Source organism: Janthinobacterium sp. PSPC1-1, assembly GCF_049897625.1.
In the GTDB taxonomy this organism is placed as follows: Bacteria; Pseudomonadota; Gammaproteobacteria; order Burkholderiales; family Burkholderiaceae_D; genus Janthinobacterium; species Janthinobacterium tructae.
In genome coordinates this window covers 1,082,740-1,103,257 of the sequence record NZ_JAFCWP010000001.1, presented here as the reverse complement: position 1 = coordinate 1,103,257, position 20,518 = coordinate 1,082,740, and the positions used below count along the sequence as shown (strand labels likewise).

The 20,518-nt window shown below is 63.7% G+C and carries 18 protein-coding genes; 6 read left to right on the top strand and 12 right to left on the bottom strand.

The window, feature by feature from the left end:
* Nucleotides 1-10: 10 nt before the first annotated feature.
* The 3 genes from ACP7EG_RS04990 to ACP7EG_RS04980 form a co-directional block, all read right to left on the bottom strand.
* Complete coding sequence (locus ACP7EG_RS04990) at nt 11-1,510, bottom strand: nucleobase:cation symporter-2 family protein (protein WP_426086664.1); 1,500 nt, start codon at nt 1,508-1,510, stop codon at nt 11-13.
* A gap of 276 nt (nt 1,511-1,786) precedes the next feature.
* Entirely contained in the window at nt 1,787-2,215 is a 429-nt protein-coding gene (locus tag ACP7EG_RS04985; protein ID WP_426086663.1) for a hypothetical protein, read from the bottom strand.
* An 81-nt stretch (nt 2,216-2,296) separates the two neighbouring features.
* Nucleotides 2,297-2,707 carry a FeoC-like transcriptional regulator gene (locus ACP7EG_RS04980; protein WP_426086662.1) on the bottom strand — a complete coding sequence of 137 codons (411 nt, stop codon included), beginning with the start codon at nt 2,705-2,707 and terminating at the stop codon, nt 2,297-2,299.
* Between the two features lie 149 nt (nt 2,708-2,856).
* Between ACP7EG_RS04980 and ACP7EG_RS04975 the strand changes: the two genes are divergently transcribed.
* The gene (locus ACP7EG_RS04975) at nt 2,857-3,570 is read left to right on the top strand and encodes a S24 family peptidase (protein WP_116744874.1); all 714 of its coding nucleotides are present in this window, start codon (nt 2,857-2,859) and stop codon (nt 3,568-3,570) included.
* Between the two features lie 44 nt (nt 3,571-3,614).
* Here the strand turns inward: ACP7EG_RS04975 and ACP7EG_RS04970 are convergent, their stop codons facing one another.
* The 7 genes from ACP7EG_RS04970 to ACP7EG_RS04940 all read right to left on the bottom strand — a co-directional run bounded on the left by ACP7EG_RS04970 (nt 3,615) and on the right by ACP7EG_RS04940 (nt 12,608).
* Nucleotides 3,615-5,501 (bottom strand): propionate--CoA ligase, encoded by a 1,887-nt coding sequence (locus tag ACP7EG_RS04970; RefSeq protein ID WP_426086661.1) that lies wholly within the window; start codon nt 5,499-5,501, stop codon nt 3,615-3,617.
* A gap of 102 nt (nt 5,502-5,603) precedes the next feature.
* Complete coding sequence (gene prpF, locus ACP7EG_RS04965) at nt 5,604-6,794, bottom strand: 2-methylaconitate cis-trans isomerase PrpF (protein WP_426086660.1); 1,191 nt, start codon at nt 6,792-6,794, stop codon at nt 5,604-5,606.
* Between the two features lie 114 nt (nt 6,795-6,908).
* Entirely contained in the window at nt 6,909-9,503 is a 2,595-nt protein-coding gene (gene acnD, locus ACP7EG_RS04960) for a Fe/S-dependent 2-methylisocitrate dehydratase AcnD (RefSeq protein ID WP_426087135.1), read from the bottom strand.
* A 23-nt stretch (nt 9,504-9,526) separates the two neighbouring features.
* Nucleotides 9,527-10,681 (bottom strand): bifunctional 2-methylcitrate synthase/citrate synthase, encoded by a 1,155-nt coding sequence (prpC, locus tag ACP7EG_RS04955; protein ID WP_219134697.1) that lies wholly within the window; start codon nt 10,679-10,681, stop codon nt 9,527-9,529.
* A 75-nt stretch (nt 10,682-10,756) separates the two neighbouring features.
* Entirely contained in the window at nt 10,757-11,644 is an 888-nt protein-coding gene (gene prpB / locus ACP7EG_RS04950; protein ID WP_096236075.1) for a methylisocitrate lyase, read from the bottom strand.
* A 354-nt stretch (nt 11,645-11,998) separates the two neighbouring features.
* Nucleotides 11,999-12,247 carry a hypothetical protein gene (locus ACP7EG_RS04945; protein WP_096236077.1) on the bottom strand — a complete coding sequence of 83 codons (249 nt, stop codon included), beginning with the start codon at nt 12,245-12,247 and terminating at the stop codon, nt 11,999-12,001.
* 124 nt (nt 12,248-12,371) lie between these two features.
* The gene (locus ACP7EG_RS04940; protein ID WP_426055210.1) at nt 12,372-12,608 is read right to left on the bottom strand and encodes a hypothetical protein; all 237 of its coding nucleotides are present in this window, start codon (nt 12,606-12,608) and stop codon (nt 12,372-12,374) included.
* A gap of 165 nt (nt 12,609-12,773) precedes the next feature.
* Between ACP7EG_RS04940 and ACP7EG_RS04935 the strand changes: the two genes are divergently transcribed.
* The 3 genes from ACP7EG_RS04935 (at nt 12,774) to ACP7EG_RS04925 (ending at nt 16,717) form a co-directional block, all read left to right on the top strand.
* Nucleotides 12,774-13,631, top strand: a complete 858-nt coding sequence (locus ACP7EG_RS04935; RefSeq protein WP_426086659.1) for an MBL fold metallo-hydrolase — start codon at nt 12,774-12,776, stop codon at nt 13,629-13,631.
* Between the two features lie 141 nt (nt 13,632-13,772).
* A complete protein-coding gene (locus tag ACP7EG_RS04930; RefSeq protein ID WP_426086658.1) occupies nt 13,773-15,161 on the top strand; it encodes a virulence factor in 1,389 nt (462 codons plus the stop codon).
* A gap of 122 nt (nt 15,162-15,283) precedes the next feature.
* Nucleotides 15,284-16,717 carry an MFS transporter gene (locus ACP7EG_RS04925; RefSeq protein WP_426086657.1) on the top strand — a complete coding sequence of 478 codons (1,434 nt, stop codon included), beginning with the start codon at nt 15,284-15,286 and terminating at the stop codon, nt 16,715-16,717.
* 19 nt (nt 16,718-16,736) lie between these two features.
* Here ACP7EG_RS04925 and ACP7EG_RS04920 read toward each other — a convergent pair whose 3' ends face one another.
* Both ACP7EG_RS04920 and ACP7EG_RS04915 read right to left on the bottom strand, forming a co-directional pair.
* Nucleotides 16,737-17,642, bottom strand: a complete 906-nt coding sequence (locus ACP7EG_RS04920; protein ID WP_426086656.1) for a LysR family transcriptional regulator — start codon at nt 17,640-17,642, stop codon at nt 16,737-16,739.
* 6 nt (nt 17,643-17,648) lie between these two features.
* A complete protein-coding gene (locus ACP7EG_RS04915) occupies nt 17,649-19,097 on the bottom strand; it encodes a M20/M25/M40 family metallo-hydrolase (protein WP_426086655.1) in 1,449 nt (482 codons plus the stop codon).
* A gap of 173 nt (nt 19,098-19,270) precedes the next feature.
* On the opposite strand from ACP7EG_RS04915, the gene ACP7EG_RS04910 reads away from it, so the two are divergent.
* Entirely contained in the window at nt 19,271-19,801 is a 531-nt protein-coding gene (locus ACP7EG_RS04910) for a GNAT family N-acetyltransferase (RefSeq protein ID WP_298414566.1), read from the top strand.
* A 120-nt stretch (nt 19,802-19,921) separates the two neighbouring features.
* On the top strand, nt 19,922-20,377 hold the full coding sequence (locus ACP7EG_RS04905) for a glycine zipper 2TM domain-containing protein (protein WP_426086654.1): 456 nt from the start codon (nt 19,922-19,924) through the stop codon (nt 20,375-20,377).
* The last annotated feature ends 141 nt before the right edge of the window (nt 20,378-20,518 follow it).

The following is a 20,518-nucleotide window of genomic DNA, read 5'->3' as shown; positions in this document are numbered from 1 at the left end:
GGGCGGCGCCTCAATCGCTGCCGTGACTATTTTCGCGCGCCTGCTCCCTCGCTTTTTCGCTTGAGGCCAGGCCGTTGAAGAACAGATTGAGCAGCACGGCAACGATGGCGGCCAGCAGGATACCGCTGTGCAGCAACGGCGACAGGGCCTTGGGCATGTGCTGCGCATATTGCTCTGCCACCAGCGGCAGCATGCCAAAGCCGATCGACAAGGCCACGATGAACAGGTTGTTGCGGTTGCTCTTGTAGTCGACGCCGGCCAGGATGCGGATGCCGGTGGCGGCCACCATGCCGAACATCACCAGCCCTGCACCGCCCAGCACGAACGCCGGCACGGACTCGGCCGTCTGCGCGATCTTCGGGATCACGCCCATGACGAGCAGGATGAGGCCGGCCGCCACGCAGACCCAGCGGCTGCGCACGCCCGTCACGCCCACCAGGCCTACGTTTTGCGAGAACGAGGTGTACGGGAAGGTATTGAAGATGCCGCCGATCAGGGTGCCCAGGCCATCGACGCGCAAGCCGCGGCTGATGTCGTCTTGCGTGATGCGCTTGTCCGTCATTTCGCCCAGCGCCAAAAACATGCCCAAGGACTCAATCATGACGACGATCATCACCAGGCTCATGGTGACGATGGCGACCACGTCGAAGGTCGGCATGCCGAACTGGAACGGCGTGACGATGGCAAAGGCCTTGGCGCTGGCCACCTTGGCAAAATCGGCCTTGCCCATGGCAAACGACAGGGCCGTGCCGGCGATGATGCCGATCAATACCGCGATATTCGACAGGAACCCCCGGCCATACTTGGCCACCAGCAAGATGACGGCCAGCACGAAGAAGGCGATGCCCATGTTATCCAGCGCGCCGTAGCCGGGATTGGCGATCAGCGGCACGGGGCCAAGCGGCGCAGGCAAGCCGGCCGCCGTGGCGGCAGCGGCCATCTTGAGGAAGGCAGGATCGGCAATTTGCGCCATGGCGGGCGGCCCGCCCATGGCCCAGTTCACGCCCACGCGCATCAGCGACACGCCGATCACGGCGATGATGCTGCCGGTGACCACGGGCGGAAACAGGGCCAGCAGGCGGCTGATGAAGGGCGCGATCAGCATGGAAACGACGCCGGCGCCGATCACGGCGCCAAAGATGCCAGTGATGCCCAGGGCCGGGTTGTTCGCCATGGCCAGCATGGGACTGACGGCGGCAAATGTCACGCCCATCATCACGGGCAGGCGGATGCCGAAGTACTTGCCGATGCCCAGGGACTGAATCAGGGTCACCAGGCCGCAGCAGAACAGGTCGGCACTGATCAATGCCGCCACCTGCTCGGGCGGCAGCTTAAGGGCACGGCCGACGATCAGCGGCACGGCGATGGCACCCGCATACATGACGAGCACATGTTGCAAACCCAGGGCGAACAACTTGCCGGCTGGCAGGATTTCATCCACGGGCGATGGCGCGGCAGGCGTGCTGCCCGGAACGCTGCGGTGGATGGATTTCAAGCGGGGAGAGGCCATTTACGCTCCATTTCCTGGGTTACCGCGACCCGGATGGGTGCAGGTGAAAGGGAAAAGCAAGAGAGAAACGGGAAGACAGGAACACACTGGCGGTGGATGAGGCATGCGAAGCTCCTTGGATGGGATGACCAAGGTATGCCATGCACGCTTCGTGCCAGGTGAAATTGTATACAGTTTGTGGCGACAAACCAGCATGAGGCGCGTGGCGCCCTCCCCCTTCGCACCGATTTCAGGCACGCTGCCATGAGCATGCACTAAAAGGGGACGCCAGCGCCGTCAGCGTCGCATCCGCACCTCCTTGACGGCAGCGGCCGCATCCGCCGCCAGTTCACCGATATCCTTGTCGCGGCGCCGGTCGAACCAGCGCACGCTGGCACTCACCAGCCACCACGCCGGCAAACCGACGAGCGCCATCAGCGGTGCGGCAATGAACAGAAAGCCCGTGGCCGGATCACAGCCATACAGCGCCGCCACCGTTTGCGCGCTGTCAAACAAGCCGGGCCACCACGCCAGCACCGCCGACACCAGGACGGGACCGGCAAACGTGGCAATGATGATGCTGGAGCAAATACGGATGAGCGCCTCCTTGCAGTTGCGTGGCCACATGACCATGAAGCTGAGCAAGGTGGCAAAGAAGGCGGCCAGCAAGGGGACGCCCAGCAGCTTGATCCAGGCAGCCCCTGCGGCGGTGATATCGATATGCATGATGTGCTTTCAGTTGCGGCAAAAAAAGCTGCGCTTGGCAGCTTGCTTGCTGTCATTCATTTGAGAAGGCGGCTTGCTGCCCTACCCTTGCGCCGGTCCGAACAGGGCCGCCACCAGCGGATCGCGGCGCGCCGCACCGCGTGGCCAGCTGGCCGTACGGCGCACCTGCGGCGGCAGTTCGGCCCAGCCGTCGACCTCCTCGTCCTGTTCGCCCAGCGCGTACAGGGCGGGCCGCTGGCGTCCCGGTTCCGTGCAATGGCGCTGCGCCAGGTGAATCTGTCCCATGCCGCACATGTGGCGCAAATAGCGGCTCATGGTGCCCGCATCGAGTCCCAGCAAGGCGGACAATTGCGCCGCGCTGGCCTGGCCCTGCTCGCGTATGTACTGCGCGATGCGGGCGATATGCAGCTGCGACTTCTTGCTGCGTCCCTGTAACTGGCGCCCCTGGCGTGGCACCACCCTGCTTTCCACCAACTGACTGCTGTTCAACATCTGCCTGACCTCCCGTGGTGTCGCCCATCGGCAGACGCTGTAGTGCGTTTGCGACAGGCAACGAGTGGACTTTATCAATCGCTAATGTTAAAGTCAAGCATTTGGTAATTTATCAAACGGTAAATTTCGGGTTTAATGTGGAGATGAATATGTATCAATACAGACGCGACCGCCTGCTGGCCCTGATCCGCGAGCACTACGACAACACGCGCAAGAAAATTTCCGACGTCAGCGGCTGGAGCGAGGCGCGCATCTCGCAAATCCTCTCGCCCACCTACCGCGAGGGACGCGCCTTCAGCGAAAAAATCGCGCGCAAGCTGGAAGCGGACCTGCAACTCGACAGCATGTACTTCGACCAGGGTGCGGCACCCGATCAAGCAGAGCTGGCGGCACGCGCGCTGGGAGAGGTACAGCCTGTGGTGGTGCTCGATGGCGAAGATGCGCGCTTCTACCCGATCCGCAAGGTCAAATTGCGCCTGTCGGCAGGTATCACAGGCTTTGCCATCGAACCGGAAACGCACGACGGCAGCAGCATCAGCGTGCCGCGCAGCTGGGTCGAGCGCAATGGCTACCACCCTGAAAAACTGGTGGCCATCAAGGTCAAGGGCGAGAGCATGGAGCCGGCCCTGTACGAGGACGACGTGGTGATCATCAATACGGCCGACAAGCGGCCGGCCGATGGCATTGTGTTTGCCATCAATTACGAAGGCGAACCGGTGGTCAAGCGCATGGCGCGCGATATCGGCGAATGGTGGCTGACCTCGGACAACCCGGACCAGCGCAAATACCACCGCAAGCTGTGCCGTGGCAATGAATGCCTGATCGTGGGCAGGGTCGTGCGCAAGGAAAGCGACCGGATTTGAGAATAATGTTTATCGTTTGATAAACTTCATTCTCATCATGACGTTTACACCAATGCGGCCTGAATCTGCTGCAGCGATGCCGGATCGTCCATCGACGTCAGGTCGCCCGGGCTGCGCCCTTCGCAGATGGCCTGGATCGAGCGGCGCAGCAGCTTGCCCGAACGCGTCTTCGGCAACTGTGCCACGAACAGCACGCGCGCGGGCCGCGCCACGGCGCCCAGCTGGCGGTCTACCACGGCCATCACTTCGCGTTCCAGTGCCGCTTTCGCTTCAACGCTGTCGAAACCCTGCGGGTTTTTCAGGATCACAAAAGCCATCGCCACCTGGCCTTTGAGCTTGTCTTCCACACCCACCACGGCCACTTCCGACACGTTCGGATGGCTGGTGATGCTTTCCTCGATTTCGCGCGTGCCCAGTCGGTGGCCGGCCACGTTGATCACGTCATCGGTGCGGCCCAGGATGAAGTAATAGCCGTCCGCATCGCGCACGCCCCAGTCGAAGGTGGAATACACTTGCCGGCCGCTGAAGGTGGACCAGTAGGTCTCGACGAAACGCTCGTCGTCGCCGTACACCGTCTGCATGCAGCCGGGCGGCAGCGGGCCTTCCAGCACCAGCACGCCCTTCTCGTTGGCGCCGCACTCCTCGCCCGTCGCTTCGTTGAGCAGCTTGACCTGGTAGCCGTACATGGCCATGCCCGGGCTGCCCAGGCGCGTCGGCGTATCGGCCACGCCTTTTGCCACCGAGAGGATCGGCCAGCCCGTCTCCGTCTGCCAATAGTTGTCGATGATGTCCACTTTGAGTTCATCGGCGATCCATTGCGAGGTGGTTTCATCGAGCGGCTCGCCCGCCAGGTACAGCGCCTTCAGGGAAGACAGGTCGTACTTGCGCATCAATTCCACCGGATGCTTGCGCAGCACGCGGATGGCCGTGGGCGCCGAGAACATGCGCGTGACCTTGTATTTTTCGACGATGCTCCACCAGATGCCCGCATCGGGACAGATCGGCAAACCCTCGTACAGGATGGTGGCCATGCCGGCGATCAGCGGGCCATACACGATGTAGGAATGCCCCACTACCCAGCCGATATCCGAGGTGGCAAAGAAGGTTTCGCCGGGCTTGCCGCAGAAGTTGTACTGCATCGACGACGCCAGCGCCACCGCATAGCCGCCCACGTCGCGCTGCACGCCCTTCGGTTTACCCGTCGTGCCCGAGGTGTACAGCACGTACGACGGCTCGTTCGATTCGAGCCAGGTGACGGGCACCTGCGCGTCCAGGTGCTGCTCGCGCAGGGTCGCGTAATCGACGTCGCGGCCCGGCGTCAGTTGCATCGGCACCAGGTGGCGGTCGACCAGCAGCACCTGCTGCGGCTTGTGCGCGGCGATGCGGATGGCTTCGTCGAGCAGCGGCTTGTAGGCGATCGCCTTGCCATTGCGCGAACCGGCATCGGCGGAGAACACCAGTTTTGGCCGCGCATCGTCGATGCGGCTGGCCAGGCTGTTGGCGGCAAAACCACCGAACACCACGGAATGCACGGCGCCGATGCGCGCGCACGCCAGCATGGCGAAGGCCGCCTCGGCGATCATCGGCATGTAGATCAGGACGCGGTCGCCCTTGACCACGCCCAGCGACAGCAAAATAGCGGCGCAGCGTTCCACTTCGCGCTGCAGCTCGCGGAAGCTGTAAGTGCGCTCGGTATTCGTTTCGGTGGAGATGGCAATCAGCGCGGCGGCATCGCCCTGGCTGTGCACCCAGCGGTCGACGGCGTTGTGACACAAATTGGTGGTGCCGCCGACGAACCATTTGGCGAACGGCGGGCGGGAATAATCAAGCACTTGCGAAAATGGGCTATGCCAATCGATCTTTTCCGCTTCCTCGCGCCAAAAAGCATCAGGCGTGTCGATCGAGCGTTGATAAAATGCTGCGAAATTCATGTCTCCTCCGGTAGGCGTGCAATCTGTGTCGGACCTGGGCCAACTGGCCTGGCCGCCGCATTATGTGTACGATCTGTGTAGCATCTGCCTGCGTATTTCTGCCTAAAACGCGTCGCCTGGAATGCGCACGACACCTTCCATCAGCACGCGTGCGCTGCGGCTCATGATGGCTTTGGTGACGCTCCATGCGCCATCGACCAGCGCCGCTTCCGCACCCACCATCAGGGTGCCGGACGGGTGGCCGAAGCGCACGCTGGTTTTTTCGCCGCCGCCCGCCGCCAGGTTCACCAGGGTGCCGGGAATGGCTGCCGCCGTGCCGATGGCGACAGCGGCCGTACCCATCATGGCGTGGTGCAGCTTGCCCATCGACATGGCGCGCACCAGCAGGTCGATCTCGCCCGCTGCCACCTGCTTGCCGCTGGACGAGACATAGCTGGCCGGTTTGGCGACAAAAGCCACTTTCGGCGTGTGCTGGCGCTTCGCCGCTTCATCCAGGTGGGCAATGAGACCCATGCGCAGGGCGCCATGCGCGCGGATGGTCTCGAAACGGGCCAGTGCGGTCGGATCGCCATTGATGGCGTCCTGCAGTTCCGTGCCCGTGTAGCCGATGGCCTGCGCATCGACAAAAATCGTCGGGATGCCGGCATTGATCATCGTGACTTTCAAGGTGCCGATGCCGGGCACGTCGAGGTCATCGACCAGGTTGCCAGTGGGGAACATAGCGCCACCGCCGCCCTCTTCCTCGGCGGCCGGGTCGAGGAATTCCAGTTTCACTTCGGCGGCCGGGAAGGTCACGCCATCGAGCTCGAAGTCGCCCGTTTCCTGCACTTCGCCATGCGTCACGGGGACGTGGGCGATGATGGTCTTGCCGATATTGGCTTGCCAGATGCGCACCGTGGCGACACCATTTTCAGGCACGCGCGCGGCGTCCACCAGGCCGCTGGCAATGGCGAACGAGCCGACGGCGGCCGACAGGTTGCCGCAATTGCCGCTCCAGTCGACAAACGGCTTGTCGATGGAGACCTGGCCGAACAGATAATCGACATCGTGCTCCGGCTTGCTACTTTTTGCCAGGATCACCGTCTTGCTGGTGCTGGAGGTGGCGCCGCCCATGCCGTCGATCTGCTTGCCGTACGGGTCGGGACTGCCGATCACGCGCAGCAGCAGCGCATCGCGTGCCGCGCCCGGCACTTGCGCGCTGGCGGGCAAATCCTGCAGGCGGAAAAACACGCCCTTGCTGGTGCCGCCGCGCATGTAGGTGGCGGGGATTTTGATTTGGGGTACGTGGGTCATGGAAATTCCTGCGTTGAATGGCTGATTAAACCCAACGGCGAAATGCCGGGGTCGGACCCTGAGGGTCCGACCCCAGACCTTGCCTTTGGGGTGAATTGCGCGATCACATCGCCATTACGCCGCCTTGGACGACTCGAGGAAATCCTGCGCGAAGCGTTGAAGAACACCGCCCGCCTCGTAGATCGACACCTCTTCCGCCGTGTCGAGGCGGCAGGTGACGGGCACTTCGAGCGTTTCGCCGTTCTTGCGGTGAACGAGCAGGGTCAACGTGGAGCGCGGCGTGCGCTCGCCCACGACGTCGTAGGTTTCACTGCCATCGATGCCCAGGGTCTTGCGGTTCACGCCTGGCAAAAACTCCAGCGGCAGCACGCCCATACCCACCAGGTTGGTGCGGTGGATGCGCTCGAAGCCTTCGGCCACGATGGCTTCCACGCCGGCCAGGCGCACGCCCTTGGCGGCCCAGTCGCGCGAGGAACCCTGGCCGTAGTCGGCGCCGGCGATGATGATCAGGGGCTGCTTGCGCTCCATGTACACCTCGATGGCTTCCCACATGCGCGAAATCGTGCCTTCCGGCTCGATGCGCGTGAGCGAACCGGCTTTGACTTTGCCATCCTCGATGACCATCTCGTTCTTCAGGGTCGGGTTGGCAAACGTGGCGCGCTGCGCCGTCAGATGGTCGCCCCGGTGCGTGGCGTAGGAATTGAAGTCTTCTTCGGGCAAACCCATCTTCGCCAGATATTCGCCAGCCGCGCTATCGAGCATGATGGCGTTCGATGGCGACAAATGGTCGGTGGTGATGTTGTCGCCCAGGACGGCCAGCGGACGCATGCCTTTCAATGGACGTGCGCCAGCCAGCGCGCCTTCCCAGTATGGCGGACGGCGGATGTACGTCGTCTGCGGACGCCAGTCGTACAGGGGGCTGACCTTGATGCCGTCGTCCACCTGCGCGGCAAACATCGGGATGTACACCTTGCGGAACTGCTCCGGCTTGACGCTGGAAGCGACGATGGCGTCGATTTCCTCGTCGGATGGCCAGATATCCTTCAACTGGATAGCCTTGCCGTCCGGGGCGATGCCCAGCACGTCCTTTTCGATGTCGAAGCGGATGGTGCCGGCAATCGCGTAGGCCACCACCAGCGGCGGCGAGGCGAGGAAAGCCTGTTTCGCGTACGGGTGGATGCGGCCGTCGAAGTTGCGGTTGCCCGACAAGACAGCCGTGGCGTACAGATCGCGCGACACCACTTCTTCCTGGATGACGGGATCGAGCGCGCCCGACATGCCGTTGCACGAGGTGCAGGCAAACGCCACTACGCCGAAGCCCAATGTTTCGAGCTCGGTCATCAGGCCCGCTTCCTGCAGGTACAGCTCCACCGTTTTCGAGCCAGGTGCCAGCGACGATTTGACCCATGGTTTGCGCGTCAGGCCGAGGCGGTTCGCATTGCGCGCGATCAGGCCGGCGGCGATCATGTTGCGCGGATTGTTCGTGTTGGTGCAGCTGGTAATCGCCGCGATGATGACGGCGCCGTCCGGCATCTTGCCCGGCTCGTTTTCCACCACGCCGGAGATCCCGCGCGCGGCCAGTTCCGACGTCGGCACGCGGTTGTGCGGATTCGACGGCCCGGCGATATTGCGCACCACGGACGACAGATCGAACGTCAGCACGCGCTCGTACTCGGCGTCGACCAGGCTGTCGGCCCACAGGCCAGTCTCTTTGGCGTACAGCTCCACCAGTTTCACCAGTTCGTCGTCGCGGCCCGTCAGTTTCAAATACTTGATGGTCTGTGCATCGATGTAGAACATGGCGGCCGTGGCGCCGAATTCCGGCGCCATGTTGGAAATCGTGGCGCGGTCGCCCAGGGTCAGGTGCGACGCTCCCTCGCCGTAGAATTCCAGGTAGGACGAGACGACCTTCTGCTTGCGCAAAAATTCCGTCAGCGCCAGCACGGTATCGGTGGCCGTGATGCCCGGCTGCGGTTTGCCCGTCAGCTTGACGCCGATGATGTCGGGCAGGCGCATCCACGAAGCGCGGCCCAGCATCACGCTTTCCGCTTCCAGGCCACCCACGCCGATGGCGATCACGCCCAGCGCATCGACCATCGGCGTGTGCGAATCCGTGCCCACCAGGGTATCGGGATAGGCGACGCCATTTTGCACCTGGATCACGGGCGACATGCGCTCCAGATTGATCTGGTGCAGGATGCCGTTGCCTGGCGGGATCACGTCGACATTTTTAAAGGCTTTCTTGGTCCAGTCGATGAAATCAAAGCGGTCTTCGTTGCGGCGGTCTTCGATGGCGCGGTTCTTGGCGAAGGCGTCGGGGTCAAAACCACCGCATTCGACGGCCAGCGAGTGGTCGACCACCAGCTGCGTCGGCACGACGGGGTTGACCAGGGCAGGGTCGCCGCCCTGGGCCGCGATGGCGTCGCGCAGGCCGGCCAGGTCCACCAGGGCCGTCTGGCCCAGGATGTCATGGCAGACGACGCGCGCCGGGAACCACGGGAAATCGAGGTCGCGGCGGCGTTCGATGAACTGGCTCAGCGAGGCGTTCAGGGTGGCAGGGTCGCAGCGGCGCACAAGGTTTTCGGCCAGTACGCGCGAGGTGTAGGGCAAGGTGGCGTAGGCGCCTGGCTGGATCGCATCGACGGCGGCGCGCGTGTCGAAATAGTCTAGCTGGGTGCCCGGCAAGGGCTTGCGGTGCAGCGTATTCATCGGGGTAGTCATTGCAGTGCTCATTATTTGCGGTCCTTGATCGGCACGAATTCCAGGTCTTCCGGGCCCACGTAGTTGGCGCTCGGGCGGATGATCTTGTTGTCGATGCGCTGTTCGATGATGTGAGCGGCCCAGCCCGAGGTGCGCGAAATGACGAACAGCGGCGTAAACATCGCCGTCGGCACGCCCATCATGTGGTACGACACGGCCGAGAACCAGTCCAGGTTCGGGAACATGTTCTTGATTTCCCACATCACCGATTCCAGGCGCTCGGCGATGTCGAACATTTTCGTGGAACCGGCTTCCTGCGACAGCGAACGCGCCACTTCCTTGATGACTTTATTGCGCGGGTCCGAAATCGTGTAGACGGGGTGGCCGAAGCCGATCACCACTTCCTTGTTGGCGACGCGCTCGCGGATGTCCGCTTCCGCTTCGTCGGGATTGTCGTAACGCTTCTGGATGTCCAGCGCCACTTCGTTCGCGCCGCCGTGTTTCGGGCCGCGCAGCGCGCCGATGGCGCCCGTGATGGCCGAATGGATGTCCGAACCCGTGCCGGCGATGACGCGGCTGGTGAAGGTCGACGCATTGAATTCGTGTTCCGCGTACAAGATCAAGGACGTGTGCATGGCTTTTTCCCACGACGCCGACGGTTTTTCGCCGTGCAGCAGGTGCAGAAAGTGGCCGCCGATCGAGTCGTCGTCCGTTTCCACTTCGATGCGCTTGCCGTTATGGCTGTAGTGGTACCAGTACAGCAGCATGGAGCCGAACGACGCCATCAGGCGGTCGGCGATGTCGCGCGCGCCAGGCGCGTTATGGTCGTCTTTTTCCGGCAGCGTGCAACCCAGCACGGACACGCCCGTGCGCATCACGTCCATCGGGTGGGCGGCGGCCGGCAGCGCTTCCAGGGCCGACTTGACTGCCGACGGCAAGCCGCGCAGGGATTTCAGCTTGGCTTTGTAGCCTTTCAATTCGGCGGCGGTCGGCAGCTTGCCGTGCACCAGCAGGTAGGCGATTTCCTCGAACTCGCAGCTGTCGGCCACGTCCAGGATGTCATAGCCGCGGTAGTGCAAATCGTTGCCGGTCTTGCCGACCGAGCACAGCGCCGTGTTGCCGGCAGTAACGCCGGACAGGGCGACGGATTTTTTAGGCTTGAAAGTAGCGACTTGCGGTGCGGTCATAGTGTTCTCCAGAAGATGATTGTCAGTCCAGTGCGGCGGGCTTGGACCTCCCAAGGCCCGCTCTTGTATAGGTGCTTACTTCTTTTGCGCGGCGAACAGCGCATCGAGCTTTTGCTCGAAGTCGTGGTAGTTGATCGATTCATACAGCTCCATGCGCGTCTGCATGGTGTCGACGACATTTTTTTGCGTGCCGTCGCGGCGCAGGGCGCGGTAGACGTTGTCGGCCGCCTTGTTCATGGCGCGGAAAGCCGACAGCGGATACAGGGCCAGGCCCACGTGGGCGCTGCGCAGTTCGTCCAGCGTGAACAGCGGCGTGGAACCGAATTCCGTGATGTTGGCCAGGATAGGCACGTTGACGGCCTTGGCGAACGTGGCATACATGTCCAGGTCCGTGATGGCTTCCGGGAAGATCATGTCGGCGCCCGCTTCGACGCAGGCGACGGCGCGTTCCAGTGCCGCTTCCAGGCCATCGACGGCCAGCGCATCGGTGCGCGCCATGATGACGAAGTTCGGGTCCGTGCGCGCATCGACGGCCGCCTTGATGCGGTCGACCATTTCTTCCTTGCTGACGATTTCCTTGCCCGGACGGTGGCCGCAGCGCTTGGCGCCCACCTGGTCTTCGATATGCAGGCCGGCAGCGCCAAACTTGATCATCGATTTCACGGTGCGCGCCACGTTGAAGGCGGACGAACCGAAGCCCGTGTCGGCATCGACCAGTAGCGGCAGGTCGCACACGTCGGTGATGCGGCGGATATCGGTCAGCACGTCGTCCAGGCTGGAAATGCCCAGGTCGGGCAAGCCCAGCGAGCCGGCCGCGACACCGCCGCCGGACAAATAAATGGCTTTATAACCGGCGCGCTTGGCCAGCAAGGCGTGGTTGGCGTTGATGGCGCCGACGACTTGCAACGGGGATTCTTCCTGGACGGCCTTGCGGAATGCGGCACCTGCGGAGTATTGAGTCATGTGTTCACCTTATGGGATTCGGGTCGTCCCGAATGTTTCATGGACTTGCTATGAGCATCACTATTGCAAATGCCGTGCCAGGGCCGCGCGTCCACCCGGAAAGTACGCCAGTACGCAGTGAGATAAGGGGGAAACGGCCATGTATCGGCATGGCGTGCAGTGTCACGCAAGGGAACAAGCATGTCACGATGCATGTCAATGATGTTTCAAATATGTTTCAATCATTCCATTTGAAACATTGAAACATGAAACATACCAGACTGCCACCGGGCGGAACTCCGGACGGGACGGCGGGCGCGCACATAAAAAAACAGCCGGCGGGCGCCGGCTGCAGGTTTGCTGGAAATGCTGGAACTAAGCCAGCCGCACCAGCGGATTGGCGATGATGTTGTCGATCTGGCGCACGGCTTCTTCGCAGGCGGCGGCAATGGCGCCATCCTCGTCGTCGCGCACGAACTGCATGGTCGAGCCTTCGAATACTTCCAGGCCTTCCGCTGTGGCGCGTTCGATGTCGCAGCTGGCAGACCATTTGCCATCGGTGGTGGGCACGGCCAGGGGAACGATTTCCCAGCCTTTATAGTGAATTTTAGAACTGTTTTCCATGGGGTGCCTCCTTCGTGACTGACTCAATAGTGGAAATCGTAGCATGAAGCGCGACCGCTAGCGACGTGTTTCAGGCGCCAGCGTGCGGTCAGGCTGACTTTCCGGCTAAACGATTTACGCTGGCTCAAGGACGCAACAGATTATCCACTTCCGTCCTGGCCACTTCTATCCCGGCCGTGCAAGCCGTCTCAGGCGCCGCATAGCCGCCCAGGGTGCGGCTGCGCGTGATCGCTTGCGCCGCGCTCTCGCCCTCGCGCTGCAGGTGGTAGGTAAAATCCCATAAATCGTCGTTGTCCTTTTGCGGGGTCACCGAAATCGTAAAACCGCGGTACTGTTCGCTGCGTGCAGTAATATCGTTCATGAATTTCTCCTTGTAGGATGAGGTTACCACGCTGCAAGCGCCAGGGTGCGCACGACTGCCGCGCACTCCTTATCTGTTTTTCGCATGCCAAAGGTCAATTCTCAGCATTTTTTTGGCGCACTCTGGCGATATAATGCCCTTCCCTGTCCGTACTTTGCCGCCGCGATGACCCCACAAATCCAAGCTTTCTTCGATCCCGCCACCGCCACCGTCACCTATGTTGTGTACGAGGCCGATGGCCAGGACTGCGCCATCATCGATTCCGTGCTCGACTACGACCCGAAAGCGGGCCGCACCTCGACCACCTCGGCCGACAAGGTGATCGCCTTCGTGCGCGAACACGGCTTGCAGTGCCGCTGGCTGCTGGAAACCCACGCGCATGCCGATCACCTGTCCGCCGCGCCCTACCTGCAACAGCAGCTGGGCGGCGACGTGGCCATCGGTGCCGCCATCCAGACGGTGCAGCAGGCGTTCGCGGCCGTCTACCACCAGGATGACGCCAGGGCCGACGGCTCGCAGTTCGACCAGCTGTTCGCGCCCGACCAGGTGTTTCATATCGGCAAGCTGGAAGTGCGCGCGCTGCACGTGCCCGGCCATACGCCGGCCGACCTGGCTTACCAGATCGGCGACACCGTCTTCGTCGGCGACACCCTGTTCATGCCGGACGTGGGTTCGGCCCGCTGCGACTTTCCAGGGGGCTCCGCGTCCCTGTTATACCGCTCCGTGCAGCGCCTGCTGGCGCTGCCGCCGCAAACGCGGCTGTTCATGTGCCACGACTATCCACCGAACGGCCGCGCGCCGCGCTGGGAAGTGACGGTGGCGGAACAGCGCGCCAGCAACATCCACTTGCGCGACGGCATCACGGAAGAACAGTTCGTGGCCATGCGCACGGGCCGCGACGCCACACTGGACATGCCGACCCTGATCCTGCCCGCCATCCAGGTCAACATCAACGCGGGCAAGCTGCCCGAGCCGGAAGACAACGGCGTGCGCTACCTCAAAATACCGCTGAACGCGATCTGATTGCCTGGGGCACTCCCCGCCCCTCGCACCGCCTTTCTTGACACCACGCAAGTTCCACCTAAGGCAATCCGCATACAGTGCAGATTGCCTGAGTTCACTTTGGCGCCGCCTTTTCCTGCTTGACGCTGACGGAGCGCCCGCATGTCGCCCGACCCTACGCTCGATAGCAATTGCATCCTGCTCGCCGAAGCCGAAGGCACGACCTTGTTCAGCCATGCGCTGCCCATGCTCGCCGCTTTCTCCCTATTTGCGCTATTGACGGCATGCGCCATGAAACCTGCGCAGAAAGAAGACGATCTCCCAAGAAACACTGCCCACGCTCCCTTCCGGGCACAAGTGGTGGGCCTGCAGTGGCTCAATCCCCTGCAGCGGCTCGACTATCCGACCGAGTGGCAGCTGCTATGGACGTTGGGATTGGCCAAGCCCAACGAAAATGACGATATGGTCAGGACGGATCCCAGGGGCTTCAGTACCTTGCAGGCCGTCGCCCCCATTGCTCACGATCTCGATGGCACGGAAACGTTCAAGGGCTATCACTATAAATATGTGCGGAAATTAACCAGCCTATTTCATGACATTTACTACTCCAGTCCCACCTACTTTTATCGGGTCTATCCCAAGGATCAAAAACAGAACTGGCGGGAACTGGCAGGCATCCGCGTGGAATATGCCCTGCCTGCGGGTAAGTTGGACCCAGAAGAGGCAAGAAACACTACGCGCGAACGCATCACCGACACCTTCAACATCGGCAATGTCAATTTCCCCACCCTCTGGACCCGCGCCACCCCACCCGACGTGCGCATCACCCTGGGTGGCAACAATGCGGGCTTCGTCTCCCTGCAAGCCGCGCTGGCCTACCTGGAAGCGCATCCGCAGCAAACCGTATGGGTCATGAACTGGGATGCGCCGAGCCGGCCGAAAACCATGCAGATCAATGAAAACCTCGTGCTGCTGGTGCTGGCCGGCCCTGATTACAAAACGGAGCGGGCGGCGCTGGCGTGGATAGGCTATCCGGCCACGAAAAATGTGGCGGACTTTGAACTGGCCAAGGACAAGCCGCCGCGCGCCGTGCAGGCGTGGCAGGCGCTATTTTCCGAAGCGGCGCGCCAGGGCGGCAAGACGGAGACCGACATCGGCTACGTCATCCACGACGCCAACAGGACGTTGCCCAGCTCCTCCGACCGGCTGGGCCAGCTGGCGCAGGCGCTGACCCTGGAGGTGACGGAATTCGACTTCCTGCCGCAGACCTTCAATACGCCGGCGCTGCTGGGCGAGATGGGCGCCGGCACGGCGCTGACCAATGTCGCCCTGGGCATCGCCCATGCGAACCACGTCGGCAAGAGCGTGCTGGTGGCGGGCACCAGCGATCCTGCCAGCGTCATGGGCGTGCTGGTGTCGCCGCCCGCCACGGTGCGGCCCATCAATCACGACCAGCCGTGGTTCCGCGCGCGCGGCGAAAACCATGCGTATCTGCCGTGGTGGGGCATCCGCCACGACACGGCGGACGCTATGCAGGGTTATTCAGATTGAAGTCCGAAGGCACCGCTCCTCACATGGCGTCAAACGCAATAACACAATGCAAATGATGCGTCTTCCGCCATGCCATATCCCTCAGTACCATGTGGTGACCCTATTCGAGGATCAGCCACGCCATGCAACCACCGTCAAAACCCGTACCGCCCGGCCAGCAGACCACTCAGGCCGATAGCGTCACAATGCCCATGCACGGCGCGCTTGCCAGCCTGTCCCTGGCGATGCTGCTGCCCGCGCTGGGCACCAGCATCGCCAACGTGGGCTTGCCCGACATGGCCAAGGCCCTGCAGGCACCGTTCCAGGATGTGCAATGGATCGTGCTGGCGTATCTGCTGGCCATCACCGCCCTGATCGTCAGCGTGGGGCGGCTCGGCGACATGCTCGGCCGGCGCCGCCTGCTGCTGGCCGGCATCGCGCTGTTTGCCCTTGCCTCCATCCTGTGCGCCCTGGCGCCCACCTTGTGGCTGCTGGTTGCCGCGCGCGCCCTGCAAGGCCTGGGCGCTTCCGTCATGATGGCGCTGACCATGGCCTTTGTCGGCAGCACCGTGCCCAAGGCAAGGACGGGCAGCGCCATGGGCCTGCTCGGCACCATGTCGGCGGTCGGCACCACGCTCGGCCCCGCGCTGGGCGGCCTGCTGATCGCGCACTTCGGCTGGCAAGCCATTTTCCTCGTCAACGTGCCGCTGGCTGCCGTGGCGCTGCTGCTGGCCTGGCGCTACCTGCCGGCCGACCAGCGCGGCGCGCACGCCAAGCGTCCCGTATTCGACCACCGCGGCACCGTGCTGCTGGCGCTGACCCTGGGCACGTATGCGCTGGCCATGACCCTGGGCCGCGGCCATTTCGGCGTGCGCAACGCGGCGCTGCTGCTGGCCGCCTGCGTCGGCGCCATCCTGTTCGTCCGCGTCGAACTGAAGGCGCCGGCGCCGCTGATACGCCTGGCCATGCTGCGCGCGCCCGTGCTCAGCGCCGGCCTGGCGACCAGCATGCTGGTCTCGACGGTCATGATGTCCACCCTGGTGGTCGGTCCCTTCTACCTGGCGCGCGGCCTGGGCCTGGGCGCCGCCGTCACCGGCATGGTGCTGGCGGCCGGGCCGCTGGTGGCGGCGTTCTGCGGCGTGCCGTCCGGCTGGCTGGTGGACCGCTACGGCGCACAGCGCATGGGCGGCGCGGGCCTGTGCGGCGCGGCCGGCGCCTGCCTGGCGCTGGCCCTGCTGCCCGCCAGCCTGGGTATTCCAGGCTATGTCGCGCCCATCATGCTGCTCACGGCCAGCTACGCGCTGTTCCAGGCCGCCAACAATACCGCCGTGATGGGCGACATCGTTCCCGATCAGCGCGGCGTTATCTCCGGCATGCTCAATCTGTCGCGCAATCTGGGCCTCGTCACGGGCGCCTCCGTGATGGGCGCCGTCTTCGCTGCCAGCGCCGGCGATATCACCGGCGCCCAGCCAGCCGCCATGATCCGTGGCATGCACGCCAGCTTTGCCGTCGCCAGCGCGCTGATACTCGCCGCGCTGGCCATTTTCGTGCTCGGCCGCGCTCTGAGCAAGCCCTGACCTGCCGCTGCCGGCGGCATCAACTGGCGTTGATCCGGGCCGCGCAGGCGTCGACCACGCAGCCGCGCAGCCAGCGGTGGGCAGGGTCGGCATCCATGCGTGGATGCCACATCAGCGACACGGTCAGGTCGGGCATGCCTAGCGGCAGCGCAAAACTGAACATACCGGCGCGCAGATTGCCCGTATGCCGTTCCGGCACGGTGGCGATCAGGTCGGAGCCGGCGGCCAGCGCCAGCGCCGCCGTAAAGCCGCCGACGATGCTGGCGATCGTGCGCTGCAGTCCCAGCGCGGCCAGGGCGTCGTCCATCGGTCCCGTATCCTGGTCGCGCCGCGCCACCAGCACGTGCTGGCCGGCCGCATAACGCTCGGCGCTGATGTCGCCCTGCGCCAGCGCATGGCCGCTGCGCACCACGCCCACGAAACGGTCGCCGAACAGCCTGCGCGTGCGCACTTCAGGGCTGGTAAGACTGCCGATCACGCCCGTCTCCAGGTCGATGCTGCCCTCGCGCAGCTGCACACTTTCCCGGTCGACCTTTTGCACGAAGCGCAGACGCACGCCAGGCGCCTGTGCGCCGATGTGCGCCAGCAGCGCCGGGCCGAAATTTTCCACGAAACCGTCGCTCGAACGCAGCGTAAATGTTTGCGCCAGCTGGCGCGGGTCCAGCTGCTCCGCCGGACGCAGTACGGCCAGCACCTCGCCTAACAGGGGCCCCACTCTTGCGCGCAGCTCCAGCGCGCGCGGCGTGGGCACCAGTTCACGCCCGGCGCGCACCAGCAACGGATCGCCGGTCGTCTCGCGCAGACGCGCCAGGGCGCGGCTCATGGCCGAGGGGCTCAAACGCAAGCGCCGCGCCGCGCGCGTGACGCTGCCTTCGGCCAGCAGCACGTCAAGGGTGATCAACAGGTTCAGATCGGGTAGCGACATTGGCGCTTACTCGCCCTGCTCCGGCGCGCGGCCGATCTCGCCGTCGATATTGGCCAGGAACCAGGCCAGCGATGACATCAGCGCCACGTTGCGCTTCAGGTTATCCGGGTCGACCTTGTCCAGCGTGTCGGCCGGCGTATGGTGGTAGTGGAAGTAGCTGTGGCTGTCGACCAGCGGCTCGAAGCTGGGCACGCCGCCCGTTTCCAGGCGGTGCAAGTCGCCCGTGCCCAGCGCGTCGCGGCGCGTGAACGCGTGCGCGCCCATCGGTTGCAGGACGGCCAGCAACGGCGCAAACAGTTTTTCCGCCTTCGGCCCCACGCTGGCCTTGATGCCGAACGGACGGCCAGCGCCGCTATCCATCTCGATGGCCGCATATTGTTTGCCGAGCGCCTGCTTGTGGGCCTCGAAATAGGCCTGGCCGCCACGCCCGCCGTTTTCCTCGTTCATCCAGGCGATCACGCGGATGGTGCGGCGCGGGCGGTAGTCGAGCTTTTTCAGGGTTTCCACCACGCCCATGGCCGCCACCACGCCGGCGCCGTCGTCGTGCGCGCCCGTCGCCAGGTCCCAGGAATCGAGGTGGCCCGAGACCACCACCACTTCGTCGGCCTTGTCCGTGCCCGGCCAGTCGGCGATGACGTTGTAGCTGTCCGCCTCGGGCAGGTTTTGTGGCGTCAGGGTCAGGTGCATTTTCATCGGGCCGCGTGCGGCCAGGCGGCCGATCAGCAAGGCGTCTTCCACGGTGACGGCGGCGGCGGGAATGCGCTTGTTGTCATCGAGGCCCGTGGCGCCCGCATGCGGGATGCGGAAGTTCGCGCCGCCGATCGAGCGCACCAGCGCGGCGGCGGCGCCCAGATCGGCCGCCGCCTTCGGTCCATTGAAACGGAAGCGCGAGCCCTGGCCGTAGGTGACGCCGGCCAGACCCCGCTCGGCCATCTCCTGGTCGAACGGCGTGTCGATCAGCACGATGGCGCCCTTCACTTGCGCCGCGCGCGCCTTGAGTTCCTCGAAGCTTTTGACGATGATGAGGGGCGCCGTCAGGCCGGCGGCCGGCGTGGCGCCCGAACCGCCCAGGGCGGTCAGCACCACGCGCTGCGATACCCCCTGCGGACGGCCCGCATAATCGACGATTTCCGCCGTTTCCACGCCGCGCACCCAGTGCGGCACTTTCACGGGCTGCAAGGTGACGGTAGCGCCCAGCTGGCGCATGGTGTCGGCCACCTGCTGCACGGCGGCGGCCGCGCCGGCGGAGCCGGACAGGCGCGGGCCGATCAGATCCGTCATGTCGGCCAGGCGCGCATACGCCCAGTCGCTGTGCAGCGCCGTGTCGCGCACCTGCGCCAGCGCTTGCGGCGCATTACCTGGCGCGGCGGCAAAGGCGCCGGCGCTGACAGCGCAGCCAAGGGCGATGAATAAAGCGGAACGGCGCAGTGGCGCGCCAGTCAGGATGCTATGCATGTAATGTCAATTCCAGTCAACGAGGTCGAAGCGGATACGCCGTGGCCAGGGGCAAGGCGCGGCTTTCTACGATAGCGTATTTATTCTGTCGTTGCAGCAACTTTTACGGGATCGATTGCCTCTCCCCCCGGAGTCGATTACCATCAAGATCGTGATCGCTACCGGATACCGCCATGCTCAAGGGAACACTCTGTAACGTCCGGCATGTGCAGGCCGCCGACCTGAATGCCTATATTTCCCTCGTCAACGACCTGCCCTCGCGCGGCGAGTTTTTCTCGATGCAATTCAAGTCGCCCGAGGCCATGCGGCGCGACTTCCTGCAATCGGGTTTTGTCACCGAGGACAGCGAATTGTTCCTCATCGAAGACAAAGCCCAGCACATCATCGGCACGATCACGCACTTCAAGAGCCGCACGCCAGCCTCGCGCGAGATCGGTTACCGCCTGTTCGACCGGCAGCGGGACGGGCGCGGCTACATCAGCGAAGCGACGCGCCTGGTGGTCGATTACCTGTTCAACGCCTATGCGTATCATCGGCTGGAGCTGCTGATGGACCCGCTGAACATCGGCTCCGAGCGCATCGCGCAAAAGAACGGCTTTACCGAGGAAGGCTTGATGCGCCAGGCGTTTTTTATCAATGGCGCGATGCGCGATGTCAAAATGTACAGCCTGCTGCGGCCCGAATGGCAGGCGCGCCTGCGCTGACTTGTTACCATCGGGGCAGGAATGTAAGAAGTTGTATTAGACGTGGAACAAGCTGGTGACAGCAGCTATAGTCCAGTCCATGCAGATCATTGTGATCTCGCCGGAATGGAAGGAAATGCCATGTTGAACAAGAAACTCCTGGGTGCGGTAATGGTAGCTGCAGTGGCTGTGTCTTCGGCCGCAGTCGCCGGCGACCGCGACTTCAATACCGTTGCAGGCGCCGTTGTCGGAGCTGCCATTGGCAACAGCACCGGCGGGCGCAATGGCGCGATCGTCGGTGGCGTGCTTGGCGCCGCCGTCGGCAACAGCATCAGCACGAATGACCGCCATTATGACCGTGGCGGCTATCGCGGCGGCTACCGCGAAACCTATTACGCGCCTGCGCCGCAACCGGTGTACTACGCGCCGGCACCGCAGCCCGTGTATTACGCGCCGCCACCACGCTACTACGGCCCACCGGCTGTCGTCTACGTGCAACCGGGCCGCGGCTACTACCGCGACCATGGCCGCCGCGACTACTATGACCGAGACTACCATGACCGCGGCCACGGCCACGGCTGGGGCCATCGCCGTTAAGCGCCGCCCTGCACCATGAAAAACCTGCGCCAGCCTGCTGCCGCAGGTTTTTTTGTTAGATAAGCAAGGTATCGCCCCTGCACAATTTCGGCTAAGCTGTGTCCTATGATCAACATTGCTGGCCGCCTGGACCGTTCAACC

What these genes read in the sequence shown, in the direction of transcription:
- ACP7EG_RS04990 (WP_426086664.1), bottom strand. Translation starts at nt 1,510, where the DNA reads ATGGCCTCTCCCCGCTTGAAATCCATCCACCGCAGCGTTCCGGGCAGC.
- ACP7EG_RS04985 (WP_426086663.1), bottom strand. Translation starts at nt 2,215, where the DNA reads ATGCATATCGATATCACCGCCGCAGGGGCTGCCTGGATCAAGCTGCTG.
- ACP7EG_RS04980 (WP_426086662.1), bottom strand. Translation starts at nt 2,707, where the DNA reads ATGTTGAACAGCAGTCAGTTGGTGGAAAGCAGGGTGGTGCCACGCCAG.
- ACP7EG_RS04975 (WP_116744874.1), top strand. Translation starts at nt 2,857, where the DNA reads ATGTATCAATACAGACGCGACCGCCTGCTGGCCCTGATCCGCGAGCAC.
- ACP7EG_RS04970 (WP_426086661.1), bottom strand. Translation starts at nt 5,501, where the DNA reads ATGAATTTCGCAGCATTTTATCAACGCTCGATCGACACGCCTGATGCT.
- prpF (WP_426086660.1), bottom strand. Translation starts at nt 6,794, where the DNA reads ATGACCCACGTACCCCAAATCAAAATCCCCGCCACCTACATGCGCGGC.
- acnD (WP_426087135.1), bottom strand. Translation starts at nt 9,503, where the DNA reads ATGAATACGCTGCACCGCAAGCCCTTGCCGGGCACCCAGCTAGACTAT.
- prpC (WP_219134697.1), bottom strand. Translation starts at nt 10,681, where the DNA reads ATGACCGCACCGCAAGTCGCTACTTTCAAGCCTAAAAAATCCGTCGCC.
- prpB (WP_096236075.1), bottom strand. Translation starts at nt 11,644, where the DNA reads ATGACTCAATACTCCGCAGGTGCCGCATTCCGCAAGGCCGTCCAGGAA.
- ACP7EG_RS04945 (WP_096236077.1), bottom strand. Translation starts at nt 12,247, where the DNA reads ATGGAAAACAGTTCTAAAATTCACTATAAAGGCTGGGAAATCGTTCCC.
- ACP7EG_RS04940 (WP_426055210.1), bottom strand. Translation starts at nt 12,608, where the DNA reads ATGAACGATATTACTGCACGCAGCGAACAGTACCGCGGTTTTACGATT.
- ACP7EG_RS04935 (WP_426086659.1), top strand. Translation starts at nt 12,774, where the DNA reads ATGACCCCACAAATCCAAGCTTTCTTCGATCCCGCCACCGCCACCGTC.
- ACP7EG_RS04930 (WP_426086658.1), top strand. Translation starts at nt 13,773, where the DNA reads ATGTCGCCCGACCCTACGCTCGATAGCAATTGCATCCTGCTCGCCGAA.
- ACP7EG_RS04925 (WP_426086657.1), top strand. Translation starts at nt 15,284, where the DNA reads ATGCAACCACCGTCAAAACCCGTACCGCCCGGCCAGCAGACCACTCAG.
- ACP7EG_RS04920 (WP_426086656.1), bottom strand. Translation starts at nt 17,642, where the DNA reads ATGTCGCTACCCGATCTGAACCTGTTGATCACCCTTGACGTGCTGCTG.
- ACP7EG_RS04915 (WP_426086655.1), bottom strand. Translation starts at nt 19,097, where the DNA reads ATGCATAGCATCCTGACTGGCGCGCCACTGCGCCGTTCCGCTTTATTC.
- ACP7EG_RS04910 (WP_298414566.1), top strand. Translation starts at nt 19,271, where the DNA reads ATGCTCAAGGGAACACTCTGTAACGTCCGGCATGTGCAGGCCGCCGAC.
- ACP7EG_RS04905 (WP_426086654.1), top strand. Translation starts at nt 19,922, where the DNA reads ATGTTGAACAAGAAACTCCTGGGTGCGGTAATGGTAGCTGCAGTGGCT.